The sequence below is a fragment of the uncultured Agrobacterium sp. genome (assembly GCF_913777885.1).
Taxonomy (GTDB): domain Bacteria; phylum Pseudomonadota; class Alphaproteobacteria; order Rhizobiales; family Rhizobiaceae; genus Agrobacterium.
This window is the reverse complement of record NZ_CAJYTV010000003.1, coordinates 563,163-583,265: the sequence shown is the minus strand read 5'-3', so window position 1 is coordinate 583,265 and position 20,103 is coordinate 563,163. Positions and strand designations below refer to the sequence as shown.

17 protein-coding genes and 1 other RNA gene are annotated in these 20,103 nt (G+C 58.5%); all 18 read right to left on the bottom strand.

The window, feature by feature from the left end; genetic code table 11:
• Positions 1-65: 65 nt before the first annotated feature.
• Positions 66-1,031: a UDP-N-acetylmuramate dehydrogenase gene (gene murB / locus QZ869_RS03715; protein ID WP_296102509.1), complete on the bottom strand. Its 966-nt coding sequence runs from the start codon at positions 1,029-1,031 to the stop codon at positions 66-68.
• Complete coding sequence (gene murC / locus QZ869_RS03710) at positions 1,028-2,443, bottom strand: UDP-N-acetylmuramate--L-alanine ligase (RefSeq protein WP_296015021.1); 1,416 nt, start codon at positions 2,441-2,443, stop codon at positions 1,028-1,030. Before murC ends, murB begins: the two co-directional genes overlap by 4 nt.
• The gene (gene murG / locus QZ869_RS03705) at positions 2,440-3,576 is read right to left on the bottom strand and encodes an undecaprenyldiphospho-muramoylpentapeptide beta-N-acetylglucosaminyltransferase (RefSeq protein WP_296076250.1); all 1,137 of its coding nucleotides are present in this window, start codon (positions 3,574-3,576) and stop codon (positions 2,440-2,442) included. Before murG ends, murC begins: the two co-directional genes overlap by 4 nt.
• A 6-nt stretch (positions 3,577-3,582) precedes the next feature.
• On the bottom strand, positions 3,583-4,737 hold the full coding sequence (ftsW, locus tag QZ869_RS03700) for a putative lipid II flippase FtsW (RefSeq protein WP_296015051.1): 1,155 nt from the start codon (positions 4,735-4,737) through the stop codon (positions 3,583-3,585).
• 4 nt (positions 4,738-4,741) lie between these two features.
• The gene (murD, locus tag QZ869_RS03695; protein WP_296102507.1) at positions 4,742-6,151 is read right to left on the bottom strand and encodes a UDP-N-acetylmuramoyl-L-alanine--D-glutamate ligase; all 1,410 of its coding nucleotides are present in this window, start codon (positions 6,149-6,151) and stop codon (positions 4,742-4,744) included.
• Positions 6,152-6,154: 3 nt separating this feature from the next.
• Positions 6,155-7,255, bottom strand: a complete 1,101-nt coding sequence (gene mraY, locus QZ869_RS03690) for a phospho-N-acetylmuramoyl-pentapeptide-transferase (RefSeq protein ID WP_296015068.1) — start codon at positions 7,253-7,255, stop codon at positions 6,155-6,157.
• Between the two features lie 116 nt (positions 7,256-7,371).
• Complete coding sequence (locus tag QZ869_RS03685) at positions 7,372-8,805, bottom strand: UDP-N-acetylmuramoylalanyl-D-glutamyl-2,6-diaminopimelate--D-alanyl-D-alanine ligase (RefSeq protein ID WP_296102506.1); 1,434 nt, start codon at positions 8,803-8,805, stop codon at positions 7,372-7,374.
• Positions 8,802-10,262, bottom strand: a complete 1,461-nt coding sequence (locus tag QZ869_RS03680; protein ID WP_296102505.1) for a UDP-N-acetylmuramoyl-L-alanyl-D-glutamate--2,6-diaminopimelate ligase — start codon at positions 10,260-10,262, stop codon at positions 8,802-8,804. The genes QZ869_RS03685 and QZ869_RS03680 overlap by 4 nt, the downstream gene beginning before the upstream one ends.
• A 58-nt stretch (positions 10,263-10,320) precedes the next feature.
• Positions 10,321-12,060, bottom strand: a complete 1,740-nt coding sequence (locus tag QZ869_RS03675) for a penicillin-binding protein 2 (protein ID WP_296015087.1) — start codon at positions 12,058-12,060, stop codon at positions 10,321-10,323.
• Complete coding sequence (locus QZ869_RS03670; protein WP_296015094.1) at positions 12,060-12,623, bottom strand: hypothetical protein; 564 nt, start codon at positions 12,621-12,623, stop codon at positions 12,060-12,062. The genes QZ869_RS03675 and QZ869_RS03670 overlap by 1 nt, the downstream gene beginning before the upstream one ends.
• 1 nt (position 12,624) lies before the next feature.
• A complete protein-coding gene (rsmH, locus tag QZ869_RS03665; RefSeq protein WP_296097274.1) occupies positions 12,625-13,650 on the bottom strand; it encodes a 16S rRNA (cytosine(1402)-N(4))-methyltransferase RsmH in 1,026 nt (341 codons plus the stop codon).
• Between the two features lie 14 nt (positions 13,651-13,664).
• Positions 13,665-14,105, bottom strand: a complete 441-nt coding sequence (gene mraZ / locus QZ869_RS03660; protein ID WP_296015110.1) for a division/cell wall cluster transcriptional repressor MraZ — start codon at positions 14,103-14,105, stop codon at positions 13,665-13,667.
• Positions 14,106-14,494: 389 nt separating this feature from the next.
• Positions 14,495-14,898: RNase P RNA component class A (gene rnpB, locus QZ869_RS03655), an RNA gene on the bottom strand.
• Between the two features lie 83 nt (positions 14,899-14,981).
• Positions 14,982-16,175, bottom strand: coding sequence for an FAD-binding oxidoreductase (locus QZ869_RS03650; protein ID WP_296102503.1), 1,194 nt, complete (start codon positions 16,173-16,175; stop codon positions 14,982-14,984).
• Positions 16,176-16,301: 126 nt separating this feature from the next.
• Positions 16,302-17,489, bottom strand: a complete 1,188-nt coding sequence (locus tag QZ869_RS03645) for an FAD-dependent oxidoreductase (RefSeq protein ID WP_296102501.1) — start codon at positions 17,487-17,489, stop codon at positions 16,302-16,304.
• Positions 17,490-17,576: 87 nt separating this feature from the next.
• The gene (locus tag QZ869_RS03640) at positions 17,577-18,113 is read right to left on the bottom strand and encodes a lytic transglycosylase domain-containing protein (protein ID WP_296102500.1); all 537 of its coding nucleotides are present in this window, start codon (positions 18,111-18,113) and stop codon (positions 17,577-17,579) included.
• Positions 18,114-18,359: 246 nt separating this feature from the next.
• Positions 18,360-19,127 carry an N-acetylmuramoyl-L-alanine amidase gene (locus tag QZ869_RS03635; RefSeq protein ID WP_296102498.1) on the bottom strand — a complete coding sequence of 256 codons (768 nt, stop codon included), beginning with the start codon at positions 19,125-19,127 and terminating at the stop codon, positions 18,360-18,362.
• The gene (locus QZ869_RS03630) at positions 19,124-19,864 is read right to left on the bottom strand and encodes a DnaJ family molecular chaperone (RefSeq protein WP_296076302.1); all 741 of its coding nucleotides are present in this window, start codon (positions 19,862-19,864) and stop codon (positions 19,124-19,126) included. Before QZ869_RS03630 ends, QZ869_RS03635 begins: the two co-directional genes overlap by 4 nt.
• Between the last annotated feature and the right edge of the window lie 239 nt (positions 19,865-20,103).

Genomic DNA, 20,103 nt, shown 5'->3' with positions numbered 1-20,103 from the left:
AGCTAATAAAAAAGCCCGCGAAGTTTCTGACTTCGCGGGCTTTTTTATTAGCTTACTGAATGCGCTTATGCGCCGAGAAAGGGCTCGACTTCGCGGCCCGGCATGAAAAGGCCAAGGCGCTTTATTTCCCATTCCAGACGAATGCCGGATTTCTCGAACACGCGCTTGCGCACGGCTTCACCGAGATATTCGAGATCGTAGCCCGTCGCGTGGCCGGTATTGATCATGAAGTTGCAATGCAGAGACGACATCTGCGCGCCGCCGATCACCATGCCGCGACCACCCGCCTCATCGATCAACTCCCAGGCGGAGTGACCTTCCGGATTCTTGAAGGTCGAACCACCGGTCTGTTCGCGGATCGGCTGAACAGTCTCACGGTGATGACGCACAGCGTCCATATCGGCACGGATCTTTGCACGGTCTTCCGGATAACCCTCGAAAAGTGCGCCCGTGAAGATCAGATCTTTATCGGCACCTGAATGCCGGTAGCTATACTGCATATCGGCATTGGACAGCACATGGCTGTTGCCGTTGCGGTCCAAAGCATAGACTTCCACGACACGGTCTCGGGTTTCGCCACCATTGGCGCCGGCGTTCATGCGCAGCGCGCCGCCGATGGAGCCCGGAATACCATAGTAGAAGTGGAAGCCGCCTATGCCGTTATCCATCGCCATGGCTGCGATATGCTTGTCCGGGCAGATAGCACCCGCCTTGATACGATTTTCGCCAGCAAGCTCGACCTGACCAAAACCCTTGGCAGACAAACGCACGACGACGCCCGGAATGCCGCCGTCACGCACCAGCAGGTTGGAGCCAACGCCAACCACGGTCAGCGGAACATCCTCGGGCAGAAGCTTGAGGAAGGTGATGAGATCATCCGTGTCGTGGGGCTGGAACATCAGTTCCGCAAGACCACCGGCCCTGAACCACGTCACGCGGTCCATTGGCGAGTCCGGCGTCACACGTCCTCTTAGTTCCTTTACTCCGTCGCCGAGCCTTTCCAGCAACTTTACCCCATCCACCTGTCTCATGCAGACTTTCCTGAAATGCTATCCAATTCTGACGGCAGCGCCGCTGCCCACTGCGTAATATTACCAGCGCCCAAGAGAACCACGAAATCACCCGGATTCGCAATGGCTGCAACTGTCTTTGCCAGATCGTCGCGCGAGGCAAGATGACGGGCGTCGCGATGGCCTGCTGCCTTGATGGCAGAAACCAGCGTCTCGGAGTTGACACCTTCGATGGCATCTTCACCTGCTGCATAGACCGGAGCAAGAAGAATCGTGTCCGCATCGTTGAAGCAATGGGCGAAATCCTCAAACAAGCTCGACAGGCGCGTGAAGCGGTGCGGCTGATGGACGGCGATAATGCGACCTTTGCAGGCCTCGCGCGCAGCTTTCAACACGGCCTTGATTTCCACGGGGTGATGACCGTAATCGTCGAAAACCTGCACGCCGTTGGATTCACCCGTCAGCGTAAAGCGGCGTTTGACGCCGCCGAAAGAACCAAGCCCCTTCTTGATGTCCGCTTCCGAAATGCCGAGCCGGTTGGCGACTGCAATCGCAGCTGTAGCGTTCGAGACATTGTGACGGCCGGGCATCGGCAGCACGAGATCCTTGAAGGAAAATACCTTGCCCGTGCGGCGGCGACGGATTTCGACATCGAAGACAGACTTGGTACCATCGATACGAACATTGGAAAAGCGAACATCCGCCTGTGGGTTCTCACCATAGGTGATGACCTTGCGATCCTCGATCTTGCCGACCAGCGTCTGCACCTCTGGATGGTCGAGGCACATGACCCCGAACCCATAGAAAGGCACGTTTTCCACGAACTGGCGGAAGGCCTGACGCACGGCGTCGAAATTGCCGTAATGGTCGAGATGTTCCGGGTCGATATTGGTGACCACCGCAACATCTGCGGGCAGCTTCAGAAAGGTACCGTCGGATTCGTCGGCCTCGACCACCATCCATTCACCCTCGCCCATGCGGGCATTGGTGCCATAGGCGTTAATGATACCACCATTGATGACGGTCGGATCGAGATTGCCAGCTTCCAGCAGCGTCGCCACCATGGACGTCGTCGTGGTCTTGCCATGCGTACCGCCGATAGCAATCGCATTGCGGAAACGCATCAGCTCGGCCAGCATTTCCGCACGGCGAACGATGGGCAGATGTTTTTCGCGTGCGGAGACCAGTTCGGGGTTGTTCTTCTTGATGGCGGTCGAAACCACCACCACTTCCGCGTCGCCAAGGTTTTCAGCCTTGTGACCGACAAAAACCTCAATACCCTTCTCGCGCAGACGCTGCACATTGGCACTGTCTGCCTGATCGGAACCTTGAACGCGATGGCCAAGATTGTGCAGCACCTCGGCAATGCCGCTCATGCCGATGCCGCCAATTCCGATGAAATGGACAAGACCGATGGCTTTCGGCATCTTCATGGATGCACTCCTTCATTCTTCGATTTGAATTGCTGAACGCTTTCCCCGGCGGCAATCGCCTCCACGAGATCGGCGAGGCGCTTGGCCGCGTCCGGCTTGCCGGTGGCCTTGGCGGCAGCAGCCGTCTTCTCCAGTCGAGCCGGGTCGTTCATCGCGTCAGCCAAAAGCGCCGAGAGCGCATTCGGTGAGAGATCAGCCTGCTTGATGACGCTGGCACCGCCGGCGGCGGAAAGAGCCGCCGCATTGGCCGCCTGATCGTGATCGAGCGCATGCGGATAAGGAACGAGAACGGACGGCCGACCGATCACCGAAAGCTCCGAGACGGTCGAAGCGCCTGAGCGGCTGATCACCAGATCGGCTTGAGCAATACGCTTGGCCATATCGCCGAAGAATGGCGAGACATCCGCCCTCACACCAAGCTTCTTGTAGGATTCGACAACGCTGTCCTTATCCTCGACCCGCGCCTGCTGGGTCAGCGTGATGCGGCTGCGCAGATCATTAGGAAGGAGGCAGATGGCAGCAGGAACAGCTGCGGAGAAAAACTGCGCCCCCTGGCTTCCGCCAAAAACGACGAGATTGAACTGTTCGCCCGAATTGGATGGCGTGTAGGCAACATGCGCAGCAGACAGGACGGCTGGACGAACAGGGTTCCCCGTCATGACGATCTTGTCGCCATACTCGCCCTTGTTTTCCGGCAAAAAGCCGCCGGCGATCGCCTTAACCCGCTTTGCCAGCGCCTTGTTGGCGCGGCCCATGACCGCATTCTGTTCATGCAGCAGCGACGGTACGCCCATGCCGGTGGATGCCAAAAGCGGCGGAACCGTGGGATAACCACCGAAGCCGACAACGGCAACAGGCTTAAGTCGAGTCATCAGTTTGCGCGCAGAGCGAAGACCCGTCCAGAGCGTGGCCAGCGCCTTGATCACACGGATCGGGTTCTTCGAGCCAATCGTCGCTGATGGCACGACATGAATTTCCTCGGCGGGAAACTTGCCCGCATAGCGCTCGGCACGGCTGTCAGTCACCAAGTGCACGGAATAACCGCGTGCCTTTAACTCGTATGCCAACGCTTCTGCCGGAAAAACATGGCCGCCGGTTCCACCGGCGGCAAGCATAACAATACCCTTCGTCATAATTCTTTACTCCGCAGGAAGACCCGCGCCCACGCGGAAGAAGCTGCGCTCCTGTGCGCGCTTCTCGGGTCTGTGTCGTGTGAGTGCCAGCAGGAAACCGGCGGTCACGCAGATCGCCATCATCGAAGAACCACCATAGGAAATCAGCGGCAGCGTCATGCCCTTGGCTGGCATGAGTTCGAGATTGACGCCGATATTGATCATCGACTGGATGCCGATCTGTAGAACGAGGCCTGCAACCGCAAAACGGACGAAATCGTCCTTCTCCTTGAAGGCATGGCTGAGGCCACGCAGAACGATGAACGCGAAGATCGCAACCAACGCCATGCAGAAGACGATGCCGAATTCTTCCGCAGCCACGGAGAAGATGAAGTCGGTATGGCTGTCAGGAATGATTCGCTTAACGATGCCCTCGCCCGGGCCCTGGCCGAACCAGTCGCCGCGAATGATCGCCTCTCGCGCGGTATCCACCTGGAACGTGTCACCCTCGCCTGTCCAGAAGCGGTCAATACGACCGGCCACGTGCGGTAGCGTCAGATAGGCAGTGACGATGCCACCAACACCCAGACCACCGAGCATGATGATCCAAAACCACGGCACACCGGCCATGAAGAACATCCCACCCCAGACAACGGATGTCAGAATCGTCTGACCAAAGTCCGGCTGGGCGATCAAAAGCGCCGCGACAATGCCGAAAGTGATGATGGCGAAGAGGTTGCCTGGAATTTCGGGATGGCGCGCACGCTCGGCAAAAAGCCAGGCGCAAACGATGACAAAGGCTGGCTTCATGAATTCGGATGGCTGGATGGAAAAGCTGCCGATCGAAATCCAGCGGCGCGCACCCTTCACCTCGATGCCGAAGAACAGCGCGAAGATCATCATCAGGAGCGATACGATCAATAGCACGATAGCCACGCGGCGAACCTGCCGCGGCGAAAGAAAGGACAGACCGATCATGATCGCCAGCGACGGGACGATGAACATCGCCTGGCGCTCGACGAAGAAGAAGCTGTTGAGGCCGATGCGCTCTGCCACCGCCGGCGACGCGGCAAAGGACAGCATCAGACCAATGCCGATGAGAGCAATGAAGGCGGCCAGGAAGAAGCGGTCAATTGTCCAGAACCACTCCGCGACTGGACCACGGTCAGTACGGCTTACCATATCTTCAGTGCTCCTTTTGCACTTCCACCAGCATCGTCACACCATCGAGTGCAGCGACGTGCGAAACGAACGAATCACCCCGTATTTCAAAATTCTTATATTGATCGAAGCTTGCGCAAGCCGGAGATAGCATCACGACATTGCCGCTCTGACCATCTGCCGTGGCTTCGGCAGCCGCATGCGCGACCGCTTTGTCCAGCGTGCCTGAAATTTCATAAGGTACGGCTTCACCCAGCGTCGCGGCAAACTCGGCTGCCGCCTCGCCGATGAGATAGGCCTTGGCGATACGCGAGAACAATGGTGAAAGGCTGGCGATACCGCCTGCCTTCGGCAAACCGCCGGCAATCCAGTAGATGCGGTCATAGCTCGAAAGCGCGGGCGCAGATGCATCCGCATTGGTCGCCTTGCTATCATTGATGAAGGTGACGTTGCCACGCCGTCCGACGGGCTGCATGCGGTGCTTCAGACCGGGGAAGGACTTCAACCCCGACCTCACCTCGTCCTCGGAGACGCCGACTGCAATGCAAGCCGCAATGGCAGCGGCAGCGTTCTGAGCATTGTGGCTACCGCGAAGCGTCTGGATGCCGTCCAGATCGACAAGCAGAGACGACGTACCGCCCTCGGCTTTCATGATCCGGCTGCCTTCGGCGTAAAGCCCATTGGCCACCACACTGCGCTTCGAGATCCGGCTGACTTTCACGCCAGCGCGTTCGATACGATCGGCAATCAAGGTGCAATAGCTATCGTCGACTCCGACAATAGCCGCATCGCTTCCTGCAACGAGACGCTCTTTGACGTCGGCATAATGCTGCATCGTGCCGTGGCGATCGAGGTGATCGGGCGTCAGGTTGAGCAATATCCCGGCCGATGGGTTCAACGTCGGAGCGAGATCGATCTGATAGGAGGAGCATTCGACCACGTAGAACCGTTCAGCTTTCGGTGGATCGAGGCTGAGAACGGCTGTGCCGATATTGCCGCCAAGCTGCGTATCGCGGCCAGCGGATTTCAGAATATGGGCAATCAGGGCCGTGGTTGTGGATTTGCCATTGGTGCCGGTAATGGCAATGACGGGGCAATCCGGCGCATGCGCTCGGCGCTCTCGCACGAAGAGCTCGATATCACCGATCACGTCCACACCAGCAGCCTTGGCAAGATCGACCGACCAGTGTGGCTTCGGATGGGTCAGCGGCACGCCCGGCGCGAGAACGAAAGCGGCAAGCTTCGACCAATCGAGCGTGCGCAGATCGGCGGTCGCGATACCCTCACTCGCAGCCTTCGCGACGCTGTCCGGGTTGTCGTCGAAAGCAACGACATCGGCGCCGCCAGCAACCAGCGCTCTGGCGGTCGCAAGGCCCGAACCGCCGAGACCGAAGAGAGCAACCTTCTTATCCGCGAAAGATGTGACCGGGATCATCGCTTACCTCAGCTTCAGTGTAGCGAGACCGAGCATGGCAAGACCGACGGAGATGATCCAGAAGCGGATAACAACCTGGCTTTCCGTCCAGCCCTTCTTTTCAAAATGGTGGTGGATCGGCGCCATGAGAAAAACACGACGTCCAGTGCGCTTGAACCAGAACACCTGGATGATGACGGAGAGCGTTTCCATCACGAAGAGACCGCCGACGATGACCATGACGATCTCATGCTTGACGGCAACGGCAATCGAGCCAATCAGACCACCGAGTGCGAGCGAGCCAGTGTCGCCCATGAAGATCGCGGCAGGCGGCGCATTGAACCAGAGGAAGCCGAGACCGGCACCGATGACAGCGCCGACGATCACCGCAAGCTCACCCGTTCCCGGCACGAAGTTGATCTGCAGATAATTGGCGAAGATGGCATTGCCGACGAGATAGGAAATCACGCCGAAGGTCGCCGCAGCAATCATCACCGGCACGATGGCAAGACCATCGAGACCGTCCGTCAGGTTCACCGCGTTACCCGCCGCGACGATGACGAAGGCGCCGAAGAGAACGAAGAAGTAGCCAAGATTGATCACGAATTCCTTGAAGAACGGAAACGCGACCGAGCTTCCAAGTGTTCCGCCATGCGGGGCTGTGGCCAGCGCAATCTGCATCATGAAGAAGGTGGCAATCGCAGCGATAACGAATTCGATGCCAAGACGCGCCTTGCCCGAAAAGCCTTTGTCGCTCTGCTTGGTCACCTTCAGGTAGTCATCGTAAAAGCCGATCGCGCCGAAGCCAAGCGTCACAAGAAGAACCGCAACGACATAGACATTCGACAGATCGCCCCAAAGTAGCGATCCGCCGAGAATGCCGGCGAGGATCATCAAGCCGCCCATGGTCGGCGTGCCGGCCTTCTTGAAGTGCGTCTGCGGGCCGTCGGCACGGATTGGCTGACCCTTGCCCTGGCGAATGCGCAGCGAATTGATGATGGCCGGTCCGAACAGGAAAACGATGAGAGCGGAGGTGAAGAGCGCGGCACCTGCCCGGAACGTGATGTACCTAAACAGGTTGAAGATTTGAATTTTGTCCGACAGTTCAACGAGCCAGATCAGCATGTTTGCCCTTTCGAAAGGCGGTCGAAGCGGCGGGCGGGAGGATGACCAGCACCGCTTCGAGGTTCTTGTTTCCGTATCGAGCGCAAAAAGCCGAAAATTTCGGCCTTTCAGGCTTCCTAATTCTGGCGCTCCGTCTCGGGGAATGCCGGATACTTGTCAAGAAGAGCCGACACAATCTTGCCGAAACCGATGCCAAGTGACGATTTTATCATCACCACGTCGCCCGGCTGCACCCATTTCAGCACGAACTCCGCCAGTTCACCTGTTGTTGGAAACCAGGAGACATTGACGCTTTCCGGCAGCGCATCGCGCAGATACGCCATCGATTCTCCCGCAAGCCACACATGTTCGATACCGGCAGACAAGATCGGGCTCGACAGATCTTCATGGACCTCGGCGGCGAACTCGCCCATTTCCAGCATATCGCCGAGAACCACGATGCGCCGCCCATTCCCGTGCACCTCGGCCTGCGCCAGAAGCGCAATTGCCGCACGCATGGAAGCAGGGTTGGCATTATAGCTTTCGTCGATCAGCAGGAATGAGCCGTCACCGATGGAACGGCGATGCCGCTCTCCCCTGCCCTTGACCGGCTTCAGAGCGCCAAGCGCCTGGAATGCGCGGTCGAGATTGGCGCCCGTGACAGCCACGGCACCGAGCGCCGCCATGGCGTTTTCAGCGATGTGACGACCCGGAATAGCGATATTGAGCTCGCTCGTTTCGCCATTGATGATGGCCCAAATGGTCGATCCGTTCGGCGTGCTTTCGAAATCTGCCAGACGAAAATCGGCCTTGGCATGCTGGCCGAACGTTAGAATATGTTCGATGCCGACATTGATCGCGGTAGCTTCCAACCGCTCGAACTGCGCATTGTCTCGGTTGAGAATGACGGCGCCGCCCGGCACCACGCCCTCGAAAATTTCCGCCTTCGCATCGGCAATCTCTTCGAGGCTATTGAAGTTGCCAAGATGTGCTGCCGCAATGGTGGTGATGATCGCCAGATGCGGTTTCACCTGCTTGACCAGCGGACGGATTTCGTTGGGGTGGTTCATGCCCACCTCGAACACGCCGAATTCGGTATCGGCCGGCATACGCGCTAGCGTCAGCGGCACACCCCAGTGATTGTTGAAGGACGACACCGCCGCATGAACCTTGCCCGATGGCGCCAGCACCTGCCGCAGCATTTCCTTGGTGGTCGTCTTGCCGACAGAACCGGTAACAGCAATGATGCGGGCCGAGGTTCTTTCGCGCGCGGCGATACCGAGCTTGACCAGTGCGCTGAGCACGTCGTCGACAACGATCATCGGCACGGTCAAACGACCTAGCGCTGGCAGCTTTGCCTCGGCAACGACCATCAGGCTCGCGCCATTGGCAACCGCGAAACTTGCATAATCATGACCATCGACACGATCGCCCTTGATGGCGAAGAAGGCTTCGCCCTGCTGCACCGTGCGGCTGTCGATGGAAATTCCCGTAATGCCTTGCGGCAGATTGCCGACCGGACGACCAGCCGTAATGGCGATCATGTCCGCAACTGTCCATAACCAGTTCAAATCTTCAATCCTTCCAGCGCCGAACGCACCTGTTCATGGTCGGAAAACGGCAGCGTCACGCCGCCGATGATCTGACCTTCCTCGTGCCCCTTGCCCGCAACGATCAATGTGTCTCCATTCCCCAGCATCGACACGGCATGGCGGATCGCCTCTGCGCGGTCTGCGATCTCCAGTGCGCCCTGTGCCGCCGCCATGATCTCGGATCGAATGGTGGCGGGCTCCTCCGAACGCGGGTTGTCGTCTGTGACGATGACAACGTCCGAAAGCCGTGTGGCGACCTCGCCCATGATCGGACGCTTGCCCTTGTCACGGTCGCCGCCGCAGCCGAAAACAGTAATGATGCGACCCGAGGTGAAAGGACGCACGGAGGTCAGAACGTTCTCCAGCGCGTCCGGCTTGTGAGCATAATCCACGTAAGCCAACGCGCCGTTCTTCGTCTGCCCTACCAGTTCCAGACGACCGGCAGCGCCAATCAGCTTTTCCAGCGCTTTCATGGCTACCGCCACAGGCACACCGGTGGACATGGCAAGACCCGCTGAAACGAGAGCATTGGCCACCTGGAAGTCGCCGGCGAGCGGAATATCCACTTCGTGAATTGCGCCTTCGTGATGCACTTCGATCATCTGCTTGTGGCGAAAGTGCTCTACACGCTTCAGCGCCAGATAGTCACCCTTTCGACCCACGGTGCGCACGTCGTGACCGGCTTTGGTCGCGACCTCTATTGCCTGCGCAGACCATGGGTCGTCGGCAAAGATGACGACCGGAGAGCCCTTCGGAAGAAGAGTATCGAAGAGCCGCATCTTGGCGGCCATGTAGTCCTCGACGGTCGGATGGTAGTCCATATGATCGCGGCCGAGATTGGTGAAACCGGCAGCCGAGAGCTTGACGCCGTCGAGACGGCGCTGGTCGAGACCATGGCTCGACGCCTCCATGGCCGCATGCGTCACGCCTTCTGCGGCGAGTTCTGCCAGAAGCGCATGCAACGAAACAGGATCGGGCGTGGTGAGCGAGCCGTACTCCTCACGGCCAGGCGCAATAACGCCGGTGGTGCCGATCTGTGCTGCGGGATGGCCGGCAAAAGCCCAAATCTGGCGGGTGAAGGATGCAACGGAAGTCTTGCCAGCCGTACCGGTCACGGCAACCATGGTTTCCGGCTGTTTTCCGTAAAAGCGGGCGGCAGCGAGCGCGAGATACAATCTCGGATCGGAAACGACGAGAACCGGTACGTCTGCGGATACAGGCTGGCCGGTCACGACCGCGGCCGCACCCTTGGCGACGGCATCCTGTACGAAACTCGTGCCGTCCGCCTTATTGCCTGCAACGGCAACGAAGAGCGCGCCCGGCTCGACCTTGCGGCTATCAGCCGTGATCGAGGTGATGGTCAGCGCTCCGGCATCTGCGCGAAGCAATTCATTCAGTTCCGGAAACGACTGTCCCGATAGATCTCGCAAATTCATTGATGTGTCCGTCATGTCCCCCCGACGCGAATCGCCGGTCCATCATAAGCTGTACCAATCAATAAGACACGAGCAAGGCCGAGCCATCCTTACCGAACTTCGGCTTCACGCCGAGGATCGCGGCAGAGCGGGCGATGATGTCATGCACCATCGGAGCCGCGGAAGAGCCTGCAAGTGCCGCACCATTGCCCTTGTCCGTCTTCGGTTCGTCGATGAAGGAAAGCACGACATATTCTGGCTTCTCCATCGGGAAAGCCGAGAGGAAGGCGTTGAAGTTCTTGTCATGCACGTAGCGGCCATTGACCACCTTGTCGGCAGTACCCGTCTTGCCACCCACGTTGAAGCCTTCGACACGGGCGTTACGGCCTGAGCCGTTGACGCCATTCCACTCGAACAGGAAGCGCATGTCACGGCTAGTGGTGGGCTTGATGACCTGCTTGGCGACGAGATCGGCCTGTTCGACAGTGCGCGGCAGGAAGGTTGGCTCGATCAGCTTGCCGCCATTGACGAGTGCCGCACCGGCAATTGCCGTTTGCAGCGGGGTCGTCGAAACACCGTGACCGAAGGAGATCGTGATGGAGTTGATCTTCTTCCACTGGCGCGGCTGCGTCGGCATTGCCACTTCCGGAAGCTCCGTCTGCATTTTGGACAACAGGCCAAGACGCGTCAGAAACTCCTTATGCCCTTCCGTACCGACCGTATCGGCGATTTTCGCCGTGCCGATGTTGGACGAATACTGGAAGATTTCAGGCACGGAAAGCACGCGGCCTTTGCCGTGGAAATCCTTGATGGTGAAGCCACCGATGCGGATCGGGAAGCGGGCATCGAAGGTGGACCCCAAGTTGATGCCGCCCTCGTCCAGGCCCATGGCGATGGTGAAGGATTTGAAGGTCGAGCCCATTTCGAACGTACCGTTCGACATGCGGTTCAGCCAGCCTTCCTTGGCGCCTTCCGCCGGATTGTTGGGATCGTAATCCGGCAGTGATGCCATGGCGAGGATTTCGCCCGTATGCACATTGATGACGACAGCACCCGCGCCGATCGCCTGGAATTTCTGGATGGCGTTGACCACCACTTCGCGCACGATGGCCTGGACGCGCAGATCGATGGAAAGCTTCACCGGCTCCAGCGGCTGATCGGACGTCATGCCAAGTGCGGTCAGATCCGCAAGGCCCTGACTGTCGAGATAACGCTCCATGCCGGCAACGCCGCGGTTATCGATATTGACATGGCCGATGACGTGCGCCGCTGTCGGGCCACCGGGATAGAAGCGACGTTTCTCAGGGCGAAAGCCGATGCCGGGAATGCCGAGCGCCAAAATCTGGCTTTGCTGCTTCGGCGTCAACTGACGGCGCAGCCACTGGAAGCGTGAACTGGAGGTCAGCTTCTGATAGGTGCCGCGCGTATCGAGATCGGGAAGAACCGTGCGCAGCTTCTCGATTGCCTCGTCGACATCAACGATGCGATGCGGTTCGGCAAAGAGCGACACGGTGCGGATATCGGTGGCGAGCACTTCGCCGTTGCGGTCCAGAAGGTCGGGACGCGAGGCCATCAGCCTGTCGGCAGGCGCGATGCTGGAAACTGTTTCCTGCTGGGCCAGACCATATTGCACCAGACGACCGCCGATGACGCCGTAAAAGCAGACGAAGCCGAAGATCAAAAGGCCGACGCGGCTTTTTGCCTGCGAAGCGCGCTTCTTGCGCGCACCGTCAAACGCAGCATGGTCCGCTCCGCCAATCGTGCTGGCGGAGAAATGGGCCTTGCTCTTCAAAACCATGACGCGGGAGAGAAAAGACATCAGTCCACCGATCCTGTTATCGTTTCATCCATTTCGCCAGACTCGTCGCCAACCGGCGCTCTTGGCGCAGGCATCGGCTGCTTCGGCGCGCGTGCCACATGAGAGCGCGGCGCCGGTGCTGGAACAGGCTTGCCGCCAGTAGCGACAATCTGGCCGGCAGGCGCAGACTTCGGCTTGGCACCACCAAGTGTGGCACCCGGCTTCGAACCATTGACGGCCGCAGCAATCACGTCCTCGACGCTCATGCCTTCAGGCTCTGGCGGCTGCGGCAACTGCGAACGCAGCATCGGCAGTTCCTGCGGCTGCGCCAGCTGCGTCGGCAAGGTGGGCGCCAACTGGAGATCGGCCTGATAGGCATTGACGAGACGATGCAGGCGGTTCGGCTGCGTTAGAAGCGCCCAGTCGGCCCGCAGTAGATCGATCGTGTCGCGCTCTAGCCTGATCTCGGCTTCGAGCTTCTTGACCGATTCAAGCTTGAGATCGGCCTGATGCTTGATGGAATAGGTGACGACGGCTGCTGCCACCATCACGCCGACGAGGATGAGGTCGAGTGTGCGTAGCATATCAGCCTCCCATCTTTTCAAGGCTGGCGAGATCAGGAAGTTCGAAAATTGACATGTCCGGCGAACGGACCGCAGCGTTGGTGCGAATACCCGCACGCAGCTTAGCGGAACGGGCACGCGGATTCATCTCCGCCTCTTCCTCGCTCGCAGCGATCATCGGCTTGCCCAGCGCATCGAAGATCGCCGGCTTGTCTTCGACCATCGGCATGTGACGGGACCCTGCCGCACGGCCGGAACGATCAGCGAAATACTTCTTCACGATGCGATCTTCCAGCGAGTGGAAAGTAACGACCACGAGACGACCGCCGGGCTTCAATACCTGCTCGGCAGCAAATAACGCCTTGGCCAGCTCGCCCAGCTCGTCATTGACGAAGACGCGCAGCGCCTGGAAAACACGGGTTGCGGGATGGATCTTGTCCTTCGCCTTGCGGGGCGTGACGATTTCTATCAGCCCGGCAAGATCACGGGTGGTGCGGAAAGGCTCCTCGGCACGCTTCTTCTCGATGGCGCGCGCAATACGACCCGCCTGCTTTTCCTCACCGAGGAAGCCGAAGATGCGGATCAGATCGCCGACCTTGCAGCGATTGACGACATCGGCAGCCGACACGCCGGATGCGGACATGCGCATGTCGAGCGGGCCGTTCTTCTGAAAGGAGAAGCCGCGTTCTGCCTCGTCGATCTGCATGGAGGACACGCCGATATCGAGCACGACGCCGTCAAGCCCTTCAGAGGGTGCGTGCGTTGCCAGATCGGAAAATTGCGATTGAATAAGAGAAAGCCGCCCGCCATTGGCTGCGACCATCGCTTGTCCGCCAGCAATGGCGGTGGGGTCGCGGTCAAGCGCAATCACGTTGGCGCCACAATCGAGGATCGCCTGGGTGTAGCCGCCAGCGCCGAATGTGCCGTCGAGAATGATCTTGCCTTGAGCGGGATCGAGCGCGCTTAAAACTTCGCGAAGGAGAACCGGAATGTGGCGAACAGGTCCGCCACCGGCATCAGAAGATCGTCCGCCAGAATTCGCCGCCATTCCGTGTCCCCGCCTTATACGGGACGAACAGCAGAAAAACTGCGCCCCGCTCTTGCGGCCGTCTGCGCCTCGTGAAACGCCTCCGGCCGCCACAACTGAAAATGATCCGCCCGACCGACAAAGGTCACTTCCGCGGTGATGCCGGTGAAGTCGCGGATGAAATCCGTGACCATCAGCCGCCCTTCCCCGTCGAGCTTCATGAACACGCCGCCACCGTGAACCAGCAGCGACATCGCATTTGCTTCCGGCGAAAACGCGTCCATCGACGCGATCTGCCGCTCGTAGCGATCCAACAGGTCCGGCCCGCCAATGCTGATGGCCGGAAAGGCAAAATCCTGAAGGCAATAAAGCTCCTGGATTTCGCGCTGCGCCAACACCGAACGAAACGCCGAAGGAACCGAAACGCGCCCCTTGGCGTCGATCCTGTTCGTCACGTTCGATAAAAAGCGCCCCATGTGACAACTCGCCAAAAACGCCTGAAGCCGCATGCTCAGACGACACCGATACGCACGACAAATCGCTGACCGGCAGAACCAAAAGTCCTGCAGCCTTGGAAAGGCCTTGTCTCCGTTTCAGCGATTGCGGGTCAAAAACACGACCCCTTGCGGTGTGCATTTGGGTTACCATGGGACACTATGGGCGTCAATGGGAGAAGGCGGCGCGAACCGACTTCGGATTCGAATATTCATATCCCGTTAAGTTTAACGAATGGTTTACCGGCAAGGGTTTGAAGCGACTTCTTCACTTGACCTAACGGAAGTCAGGAGCAAAAATTATCGAACGATAACAAGAGCCTATTCCGATGAGCGGAATCTGCTTCGCACCACTTTGGAAAAAGAGAAAAATCGCCAGTTGGCCTGTAAGCCGGGTTCTGTATGGCCCCGGTTTGACCCGGAACGTGGCAGCCATTCATCTGGGACGACATTTGCATGCCGCCTCGCGCAACCCACCCGGATGACTCGCCCGGAAACAGGCTGTAGGCACTGCTTTGGCAGCGCCCCACGTCATCCCTATTCGGTCTTGCTCCCGGTGGGGTTTACCATGCCACCCCTGTTACCAGCGGCGCGGTGGGCTCTTACCCCACCCTTTCACCCTTACCACCTAAAAGGTGGCGGTCTACTCTCTGCGGCACTTTCCCTAGGGTCGCCCCCGCCGGACGTTATCCGGCACCGTGTTTCCGTGGAGCCCGGACTTTCCTCACCCTACCGTCTTTCGACATTGGTAAAGCGCGGCTGCCCGGCCAACTGGCACGCGCTCCTTAGACGGGTTCGGGATGAAAAGCCAACGGAAAATCGGCACGCTCTGGAGCGCGTTCGCAGATGGCGGCAACGCTATGGACAAAAGACCGGTGCGAAATCGGTTTCGTATCCCTCATCCTTGAGGTGGCCTTGCCTCAGGAGGACCGCGCCCAGCCGCCCGATCTCGTCAGAGCTCTTCGCCGCCGCACCGCAGCCGCCTGTCAGAACAGCAACCCGTTGCGATCCGCAATAGCCGATCGCCGGATAACCGCTCGACGTATAGGACGTGACGCAGCCTGCCATCGACAATCTCTCCACATCGATACCGGGAACGAGCGTCTTGACGATGGCTGCGAGATTGTCGCGCACCTCAGGCTTACCGCCAGCGCGAAACCAGGCGCGTAGTTCCGCGTCGCTGCCCAGCAGAATATCTTCGGGCTCACCGCCGATTTTTAGATAGGTCTTGCCATCAGGATAGAGGACGGGGGGCAAGAGATAGATATGCTTGCTCGCGTCACTCGGCTCGTAGATCAGCGATGGCATTTCGGCATAGTCTGCAAGCTTGGTGTTGTCGATTTCGAAGAAAGCAACCGTGCGACCATAGACTTCCATCGAAAGAGGCTCAGGGAGCAGTCCCTTTGCGATGGAAAATCCGCCCGCAGCAACCAGCACCTTTTCCGCTGTATGGCGCTTGCCGGACACCGTCGTGACAATCGCCAAACCACCCTCGTCGCGCACCGAAACCGCGACGTCGTCATAGCGCGTAACACCGCGCTTCTCGGCTGCAACAATCTGTGCCCGCACCAACCCACGTGGATTGATGTGTCCGGCATTGCGCGGCTCGAACACGCCTTCGCAACCGCTTTCAAAGGAAAAGTAAGGAAAACGCCGGATCAACTCGGCATCGCCCAGAACTTGTGTTTCAACACCAAGCGTCTCTGCCGCCGCGCAGACATTCTCGATATAGGGAACACCCGTGCCGCGCGCCTTGCCGACGATCAGGCAGCCAACCTCATGGTAGAAATCGATGCCGCTCTCGTTTTCAATTTCCTGGTAACGCGCAATCGAGCGATTGGCGAGCCGGGCCCAATCCGCATCGTCATCGATGGTGCGCGTAATCCGCGCCGCATCGTAATGGCTGGCAAACACGCCCTGATGACGTGCGATGTCCGCCGGCTCATTCGGCCCGATCAGCGCGACGCCATCCGACCAAAGAGACAGATGCCGGGCCGCGGCGGCCCCCATCATACCCGCGCCGACGACGATGTATTTAAACTGCGCTGCCATGCCCGGTGTCCTCCAATTTGAGATTCTGCTTCAGTGACTTGTAGCGGCTTCTTGAATCACCGTCAGAGAGATTTAAGACGTCGATGAAGGCTCACGTCTGCGACAACGTCTGCATCATTGACATCGTCAAACGAACACCGGCGCCATCTGCGCTGCAAAATCATCCTCGCCGAGTTGCCCCTCCAGCAGAAGCACTGCTCCCAGACGGCCGATTTCGTCGGACGATTTTGCCGAGACGAAATTGCCACCAGTCAGGACCGCGATATTGGAAGACGATGTGTAGCCGATGTAGGGATAGCCGGTGCGAGTGATGGAGGCGACGCAGGAGCCGGAGGTGATGGGACATCCTGCAAGAGCCGGCATCAATTCGACAGCTCGGCGGACAAGGAATTCCACTTCACTCGCCGTTCCATCCGAATGAAACCATCGGATCGCCTGATCGAGCGTATCCAAACGGCCCTTCTCGCTTTCACCGCCGATCTTCAAATAGACCTTGCCATCAGGATATCGCACAGGTGGAAGGATATAGACGATGTCGTCTTCGTTTTCCGCAAGGACGATAGTGGATGGTATACCGGCGAAGGCTTTCTGCTTGTCTTCATCGAGTTCGAAGAAAGCGATGGTCCGGCCGGTGGCCGCCATATCGACTTTGACGGGCAGGATATCGCCCATATTCGTGAAGCCGCCAGCCGCCACGATGACTTTTTGCGCCGAGTAGCGCGCACCTTCCGATGTTTCGACCTCGACACCGCAAGCGCTGTCGAAAACCTTGGCAACCGTCTCACGAAAGATCGAGGCACCCTGCTGCTCAGCGATCGCGATCTGGGCTTTGACCATGGCGCGTGGATTGACGTGGCCGGCATTACGCGGCTCGAACCATCCATGATGATCCTGCGGCAGCGAGAACATCGGAAAGCGAGCCGAAAGCGAGCGGGTATCGTAGGTTTCGACCGTCAACCCCAAGGCGTCCTTGCGACTCATGGCGCCCGATACGTATGCACCGCCGAGACCCGCGCCGTTGCCGCTGAAGAGGCAGCCGACCTCGTGATAAAAGCCAATGCCGCTCTTTTGCTCGATCTCGCCGTAACGAGAGATCGAGCGCTTCGCAAGCTCAGCCCACACGGGATCGCCATCGAAGCCGCGTGTGATTCGCGCCTCGTCGTAATGGCTTGAGAAGACGCCATGATGGGTCTTTCGGTTCGAAGGTTCGGCAGGACCGATCAAAGCGACCCCATCCGTCTGCGACGAGAGATGGCGAGCTGCGGCAGCACCCATCATCCCGGCTCCGATCACGATATACCTAAAGTCTCTCATGCTGCGCTCCACCACTTGCGCTTTTTCGACTAACAAACTCTGCGCATCGAAAAAAGCCCCGGCTTGCGAATGCCGCGTCGTGCCCGATCAGCCCTCGATCAATGCCTGAACCTTTCCGCAATAGGCCTTGGACACCGGGTTCATGCGCGTGGCGGCGTGACCTGCATTGTAGCGCAAAATGGTGCTGCACACCTCGCCACCTCCAAGTTGGTGCGCAGTGGCAAGATATTGCATACCCCAGCGGATATTGATTTCAGGGTCGTAGAGCGCCTTCACCGTGCCGCGATAACCTATCATTCGTGCGGTGGCGGGTTTGATCTGCATCAGCCCCACTTCGCCCGCACTGCCTCGGGCCTTTGGGTTGAAGCGGCTTTCGACGGCAACAACAGCATGCGCCAGATTGATCGGTACGCCGTAGCGCTTGGCGTATTTGACGATGAGATCGGAGTAATCGTTCTTCAGCGTGGCGGGAAGGGTTCGCTCGGGGATGGGATAGCCGGGCTTGCGGAAAAAGGTCTGCAGTGTCACGGTCTTGGTCTTCACATCATCCTTGGCCAAAACAATCCCGGTCTGCGCGGCCAGCATCGAGATGCAGACCGAGACAGAAACAATCACATTTCTCATTAGTATAAATAGTCTCCAGGCACAAAGACGTGCAGTAATGGACACGCAAGGGCGCGCATCCGGGAAGTCATCGCGACTTTCCCGCCGCACGTCTTCATCATTGATAGTATCGGCGTCGAGGACGATATCCAGCCAGCCGCATTTCGATGCGGCGTTTAAAGTCGTCTAATAAGGATTTACTGTGGCAGAGTTCTCAAACTACGTCGAAGAGCGGTTTCGATCACAGCGGTTTTATCGAAATCGCAGTTACGCGTTCTTGTATTTTGGCAATTGCGAAATCAGCCTGTGCAGTGTGTCGATGGTGGAGAAATCGGCAATCCCATCCACCAGGGCAGGCCGGAAATGACGCTGAAAGGCTGCGACGGCACCCTCCGTTTTCTCACAGTAAGCACCAGAAATTTCAACGCCATAACCGTAAAGAGACAGCATTGACTGCAAGGCCTCGACCGGCTGACCGCTATCGCCGCGTTGAAAGAAACGTCCGCCGCCGACGGACGCCGGTTGAACCCAGTGGCCAACACCCTTCTGCGACAGGATGTCCCACGGGAATTTCTCACCGGGATCAACCTTGCGAACAGGTGCGATGTCCGAGTGCGCGAGCACCCGTTCCGGCTTGATCGACCACCGTGAGCCACAGTCGCGACACAATTCAGCGACTGCATTTATCTGGGCTTCAGGAAACTCCGGCAATCCGGCGGGATGGCCGCCATTGGCGATTTCGATGCCTATCGAGCGCGAGTTCAGGTCGGCCTCTCCCGCCCAAAAGCTCTTGCCCGCATGCCAGGCGCGACGGCTTTCCGCCACCATCTGAATGATGTGTCCGTCCTCGAAGACGAGGTAATGGCTGGACACCTGACTTGCCGGATCGCAAAGCCACGACAGCGCCCGTTCAGCGCTTTCCATACCGGTGTAATGTAGAATGATGGCATCGGGTGCGCTCACGTCCACTCGCTCGCCATGGTTTGGCGAGGGCTGGACGCTGGCACCGGCATAATCCGGCGTGAAGTCCCTCATGCGACGCGGCGTTCTCTCTCGATGGCTGCATAGGCGGCGTTGAGTGCCGCCATACGCTCATTTGCCGCCGCATGCAATTCCATGGGCACGCCTCGAGCGATCAGCTTGTCGGGATGATGTTCCGCGACCAGCAGACGGTAGCGCTTGCGAATATCGGAGAAGTCGTCTGACGGCGAAACGCCAAGCACACGGTAGGGATCTCGTCCCTCCATATGAACATGACGCGCCATGATCATTTCGAAGTGATCGTCGGTGATACGGAAGATTTCGGCGATTCGACCAAGGAACGCCAATTCTCTTTCGTGAATTAGGCCATCCGCCTTGGCGATGTGGAACAAGCCGTCAACCACGCTTTCCAGCATCTCGCAATTTTCCTGTCCGGTGCCGCAAAGACCCGAAAGCCGTTCGGCGTAAGCTTCGTAACCGGCGACATCCTGACGCGCCAGATTATAAAGCCTTGCGACGTTTCTGGCTTCTTCTTCGGGAAAATCGAATATCTGGCGGAAAGCGCGGACCTCTGCGTCGTTGACCACACCGTCGGCTTTAGCCATCTTCGCGGAAAGCGCGATGATGGCTACGGAGAAGGAAACCTTTCGCCGTGTTTCCGGATCGCCCTCGAAGACGGTGCGTACCGCTTCGATCACACGACCAAGCACGTTTCCTGCCGCTTCGCCGATTGCGCCGAGCAGCCGTTCCCAAAGGGATGAAATTTGCAAACAGGCGAAATCGAACATCATGTCTCTCAGCATGACGGCTCCATGGTTGGAATGCAATATGCATAAAGGTCGCAGATCATTAAGTTTTCGTCATGATAGTTTGGCGTGGCGCTGATCACCAACTGCAAGTGTAACAGCTTTTCCACAGCCGAGTTCCGGGATGACGAACACTTGTAATCATTGAAACGATTATATTGCCGACGCGGTTCACCGTTCTTCGAAAATACCGCGAAATACCCGTTTTTCTTGAGAAATTCACT

What these genes read in the sequence shown, in the direction of transcription:
- murD (WP_296102507.1), bottom strand. Translation starts at nt 6,151, where the DNA reads ATGATCCCGGTCACATCTTTCGCGGATAAGAAGGTTGCTCTCTTCGGT.
- murG (WP_296076250.1), bottom strand. Translation starts at nt 3,576, where the DNA reads ATGACGAAGGGTATTGTTATGCTTGCCGCCGGTGGAACCGGCGGCCAT.
- QZ869_RS03670 (WP_296015094.1), bottom strand. Translation starts at nt 12,623, where the DNA reads ATGCTACGCACACTCGACCTCATCCTCGTCGGCGTGATGGTGGCAGCA.
- QZ869_RS03635 (WP_296102498.1), bottom strand. Translation starts at nt 19,127, where the DNA reads ATGAGGGACTTCACGCCGGATTATGCCGGTGCCAGCGTCCAGCCCTCG.
- QZ869_RS03630 (WP_296076302.1), bottom strand. Translation starts at nt 19,864, where the DNA reads ATGATGTTCGATTTCGCCTGTTTGCAAATTTCATCCCTTTGGGAACGG.
- QZ869_RS03645 (WP_296102501.1), bottom strand. Translation starts at nt 17,489, where the DNA reads ATGAGAGACTTTAGGTATATCGTGATCGGAGCCGGGATGATGGGTGCT.
- QZ869_RS03640 (WP_296102500.1), bottom strand. Translation starts at nt 18,113, where the DNA reads ATGAGAAATGTGATTGTTTCTGTCTCGGTCTGCATCTCGATGCTGGCC.
- QZ869_RS03680 (WP_296102505.1), bottom strand. Translation starts at nt 10,262, where the DNA reads ATGAATTTGCGAGATCTATCGGGACAGTCGTTTCCGGAACTGAATGAA.
- rsmH (WP_296097274.1), bottom strand. Translation starts at nt 13,650, where the DNA reads ATGGCGGCGAATTCTGGCGGACGATCTTCTGATGCCGGTGGCGGACCT.
- ftsW (WP_296015051.1), bottom strand. Translation starts at nt 4,737, where the DNA reads ATGGTAAGCCGTACTGACCGTGGTCCAGTCGCGGAGTGGTTCTGGACA.
- mraZ (WP_296015110.1), bottom strand. Translation starts at nt 14,105, where the DNA reads ATGGGGCGCTTTTTATCGAACGTGACGAACAGGATCGACGCCAAGGGG.
- mraY (WP_296015068.1), bottom strand. Translation starts at nt 7,255, where the DNA reads ATGCTGATCTGGCTCGTTGAACTGTCGGACAAAATTCAAATCTTCAAC.
- QZ869_RS03650 (WP_296102503.1), bottom strand. Translation starts at nt 16,175, where the DNA reads ATGGCAGCGCAGTTTAAATACATCGTCGTCGGCGCGGGTATGATGGGG.
- murC (WP_296015021.1), bottom strand. Translation starts at nt 2,443, where the DNA reads ATGAAGATGCCGAAAGCCATCGGTCTTGTCCATTTCATCGGAATTGGC.
- QZ869_RS03675 (WP_296015087.1), bottom strand. Translation starts at nt 12,060, where the DNA reads ATGTCTTTTCTCTCCCGCGTCATGGTTTTGAAGAGCAAGGCCCATTTC.
- murB (WP_296102509.1), bottom strand. Translation starts at nt 1,031, where the DNA reads ATGAGACAGGTGGATGGGGTAAAGTTGCTGGAAAGGCTCGGCGACGGA.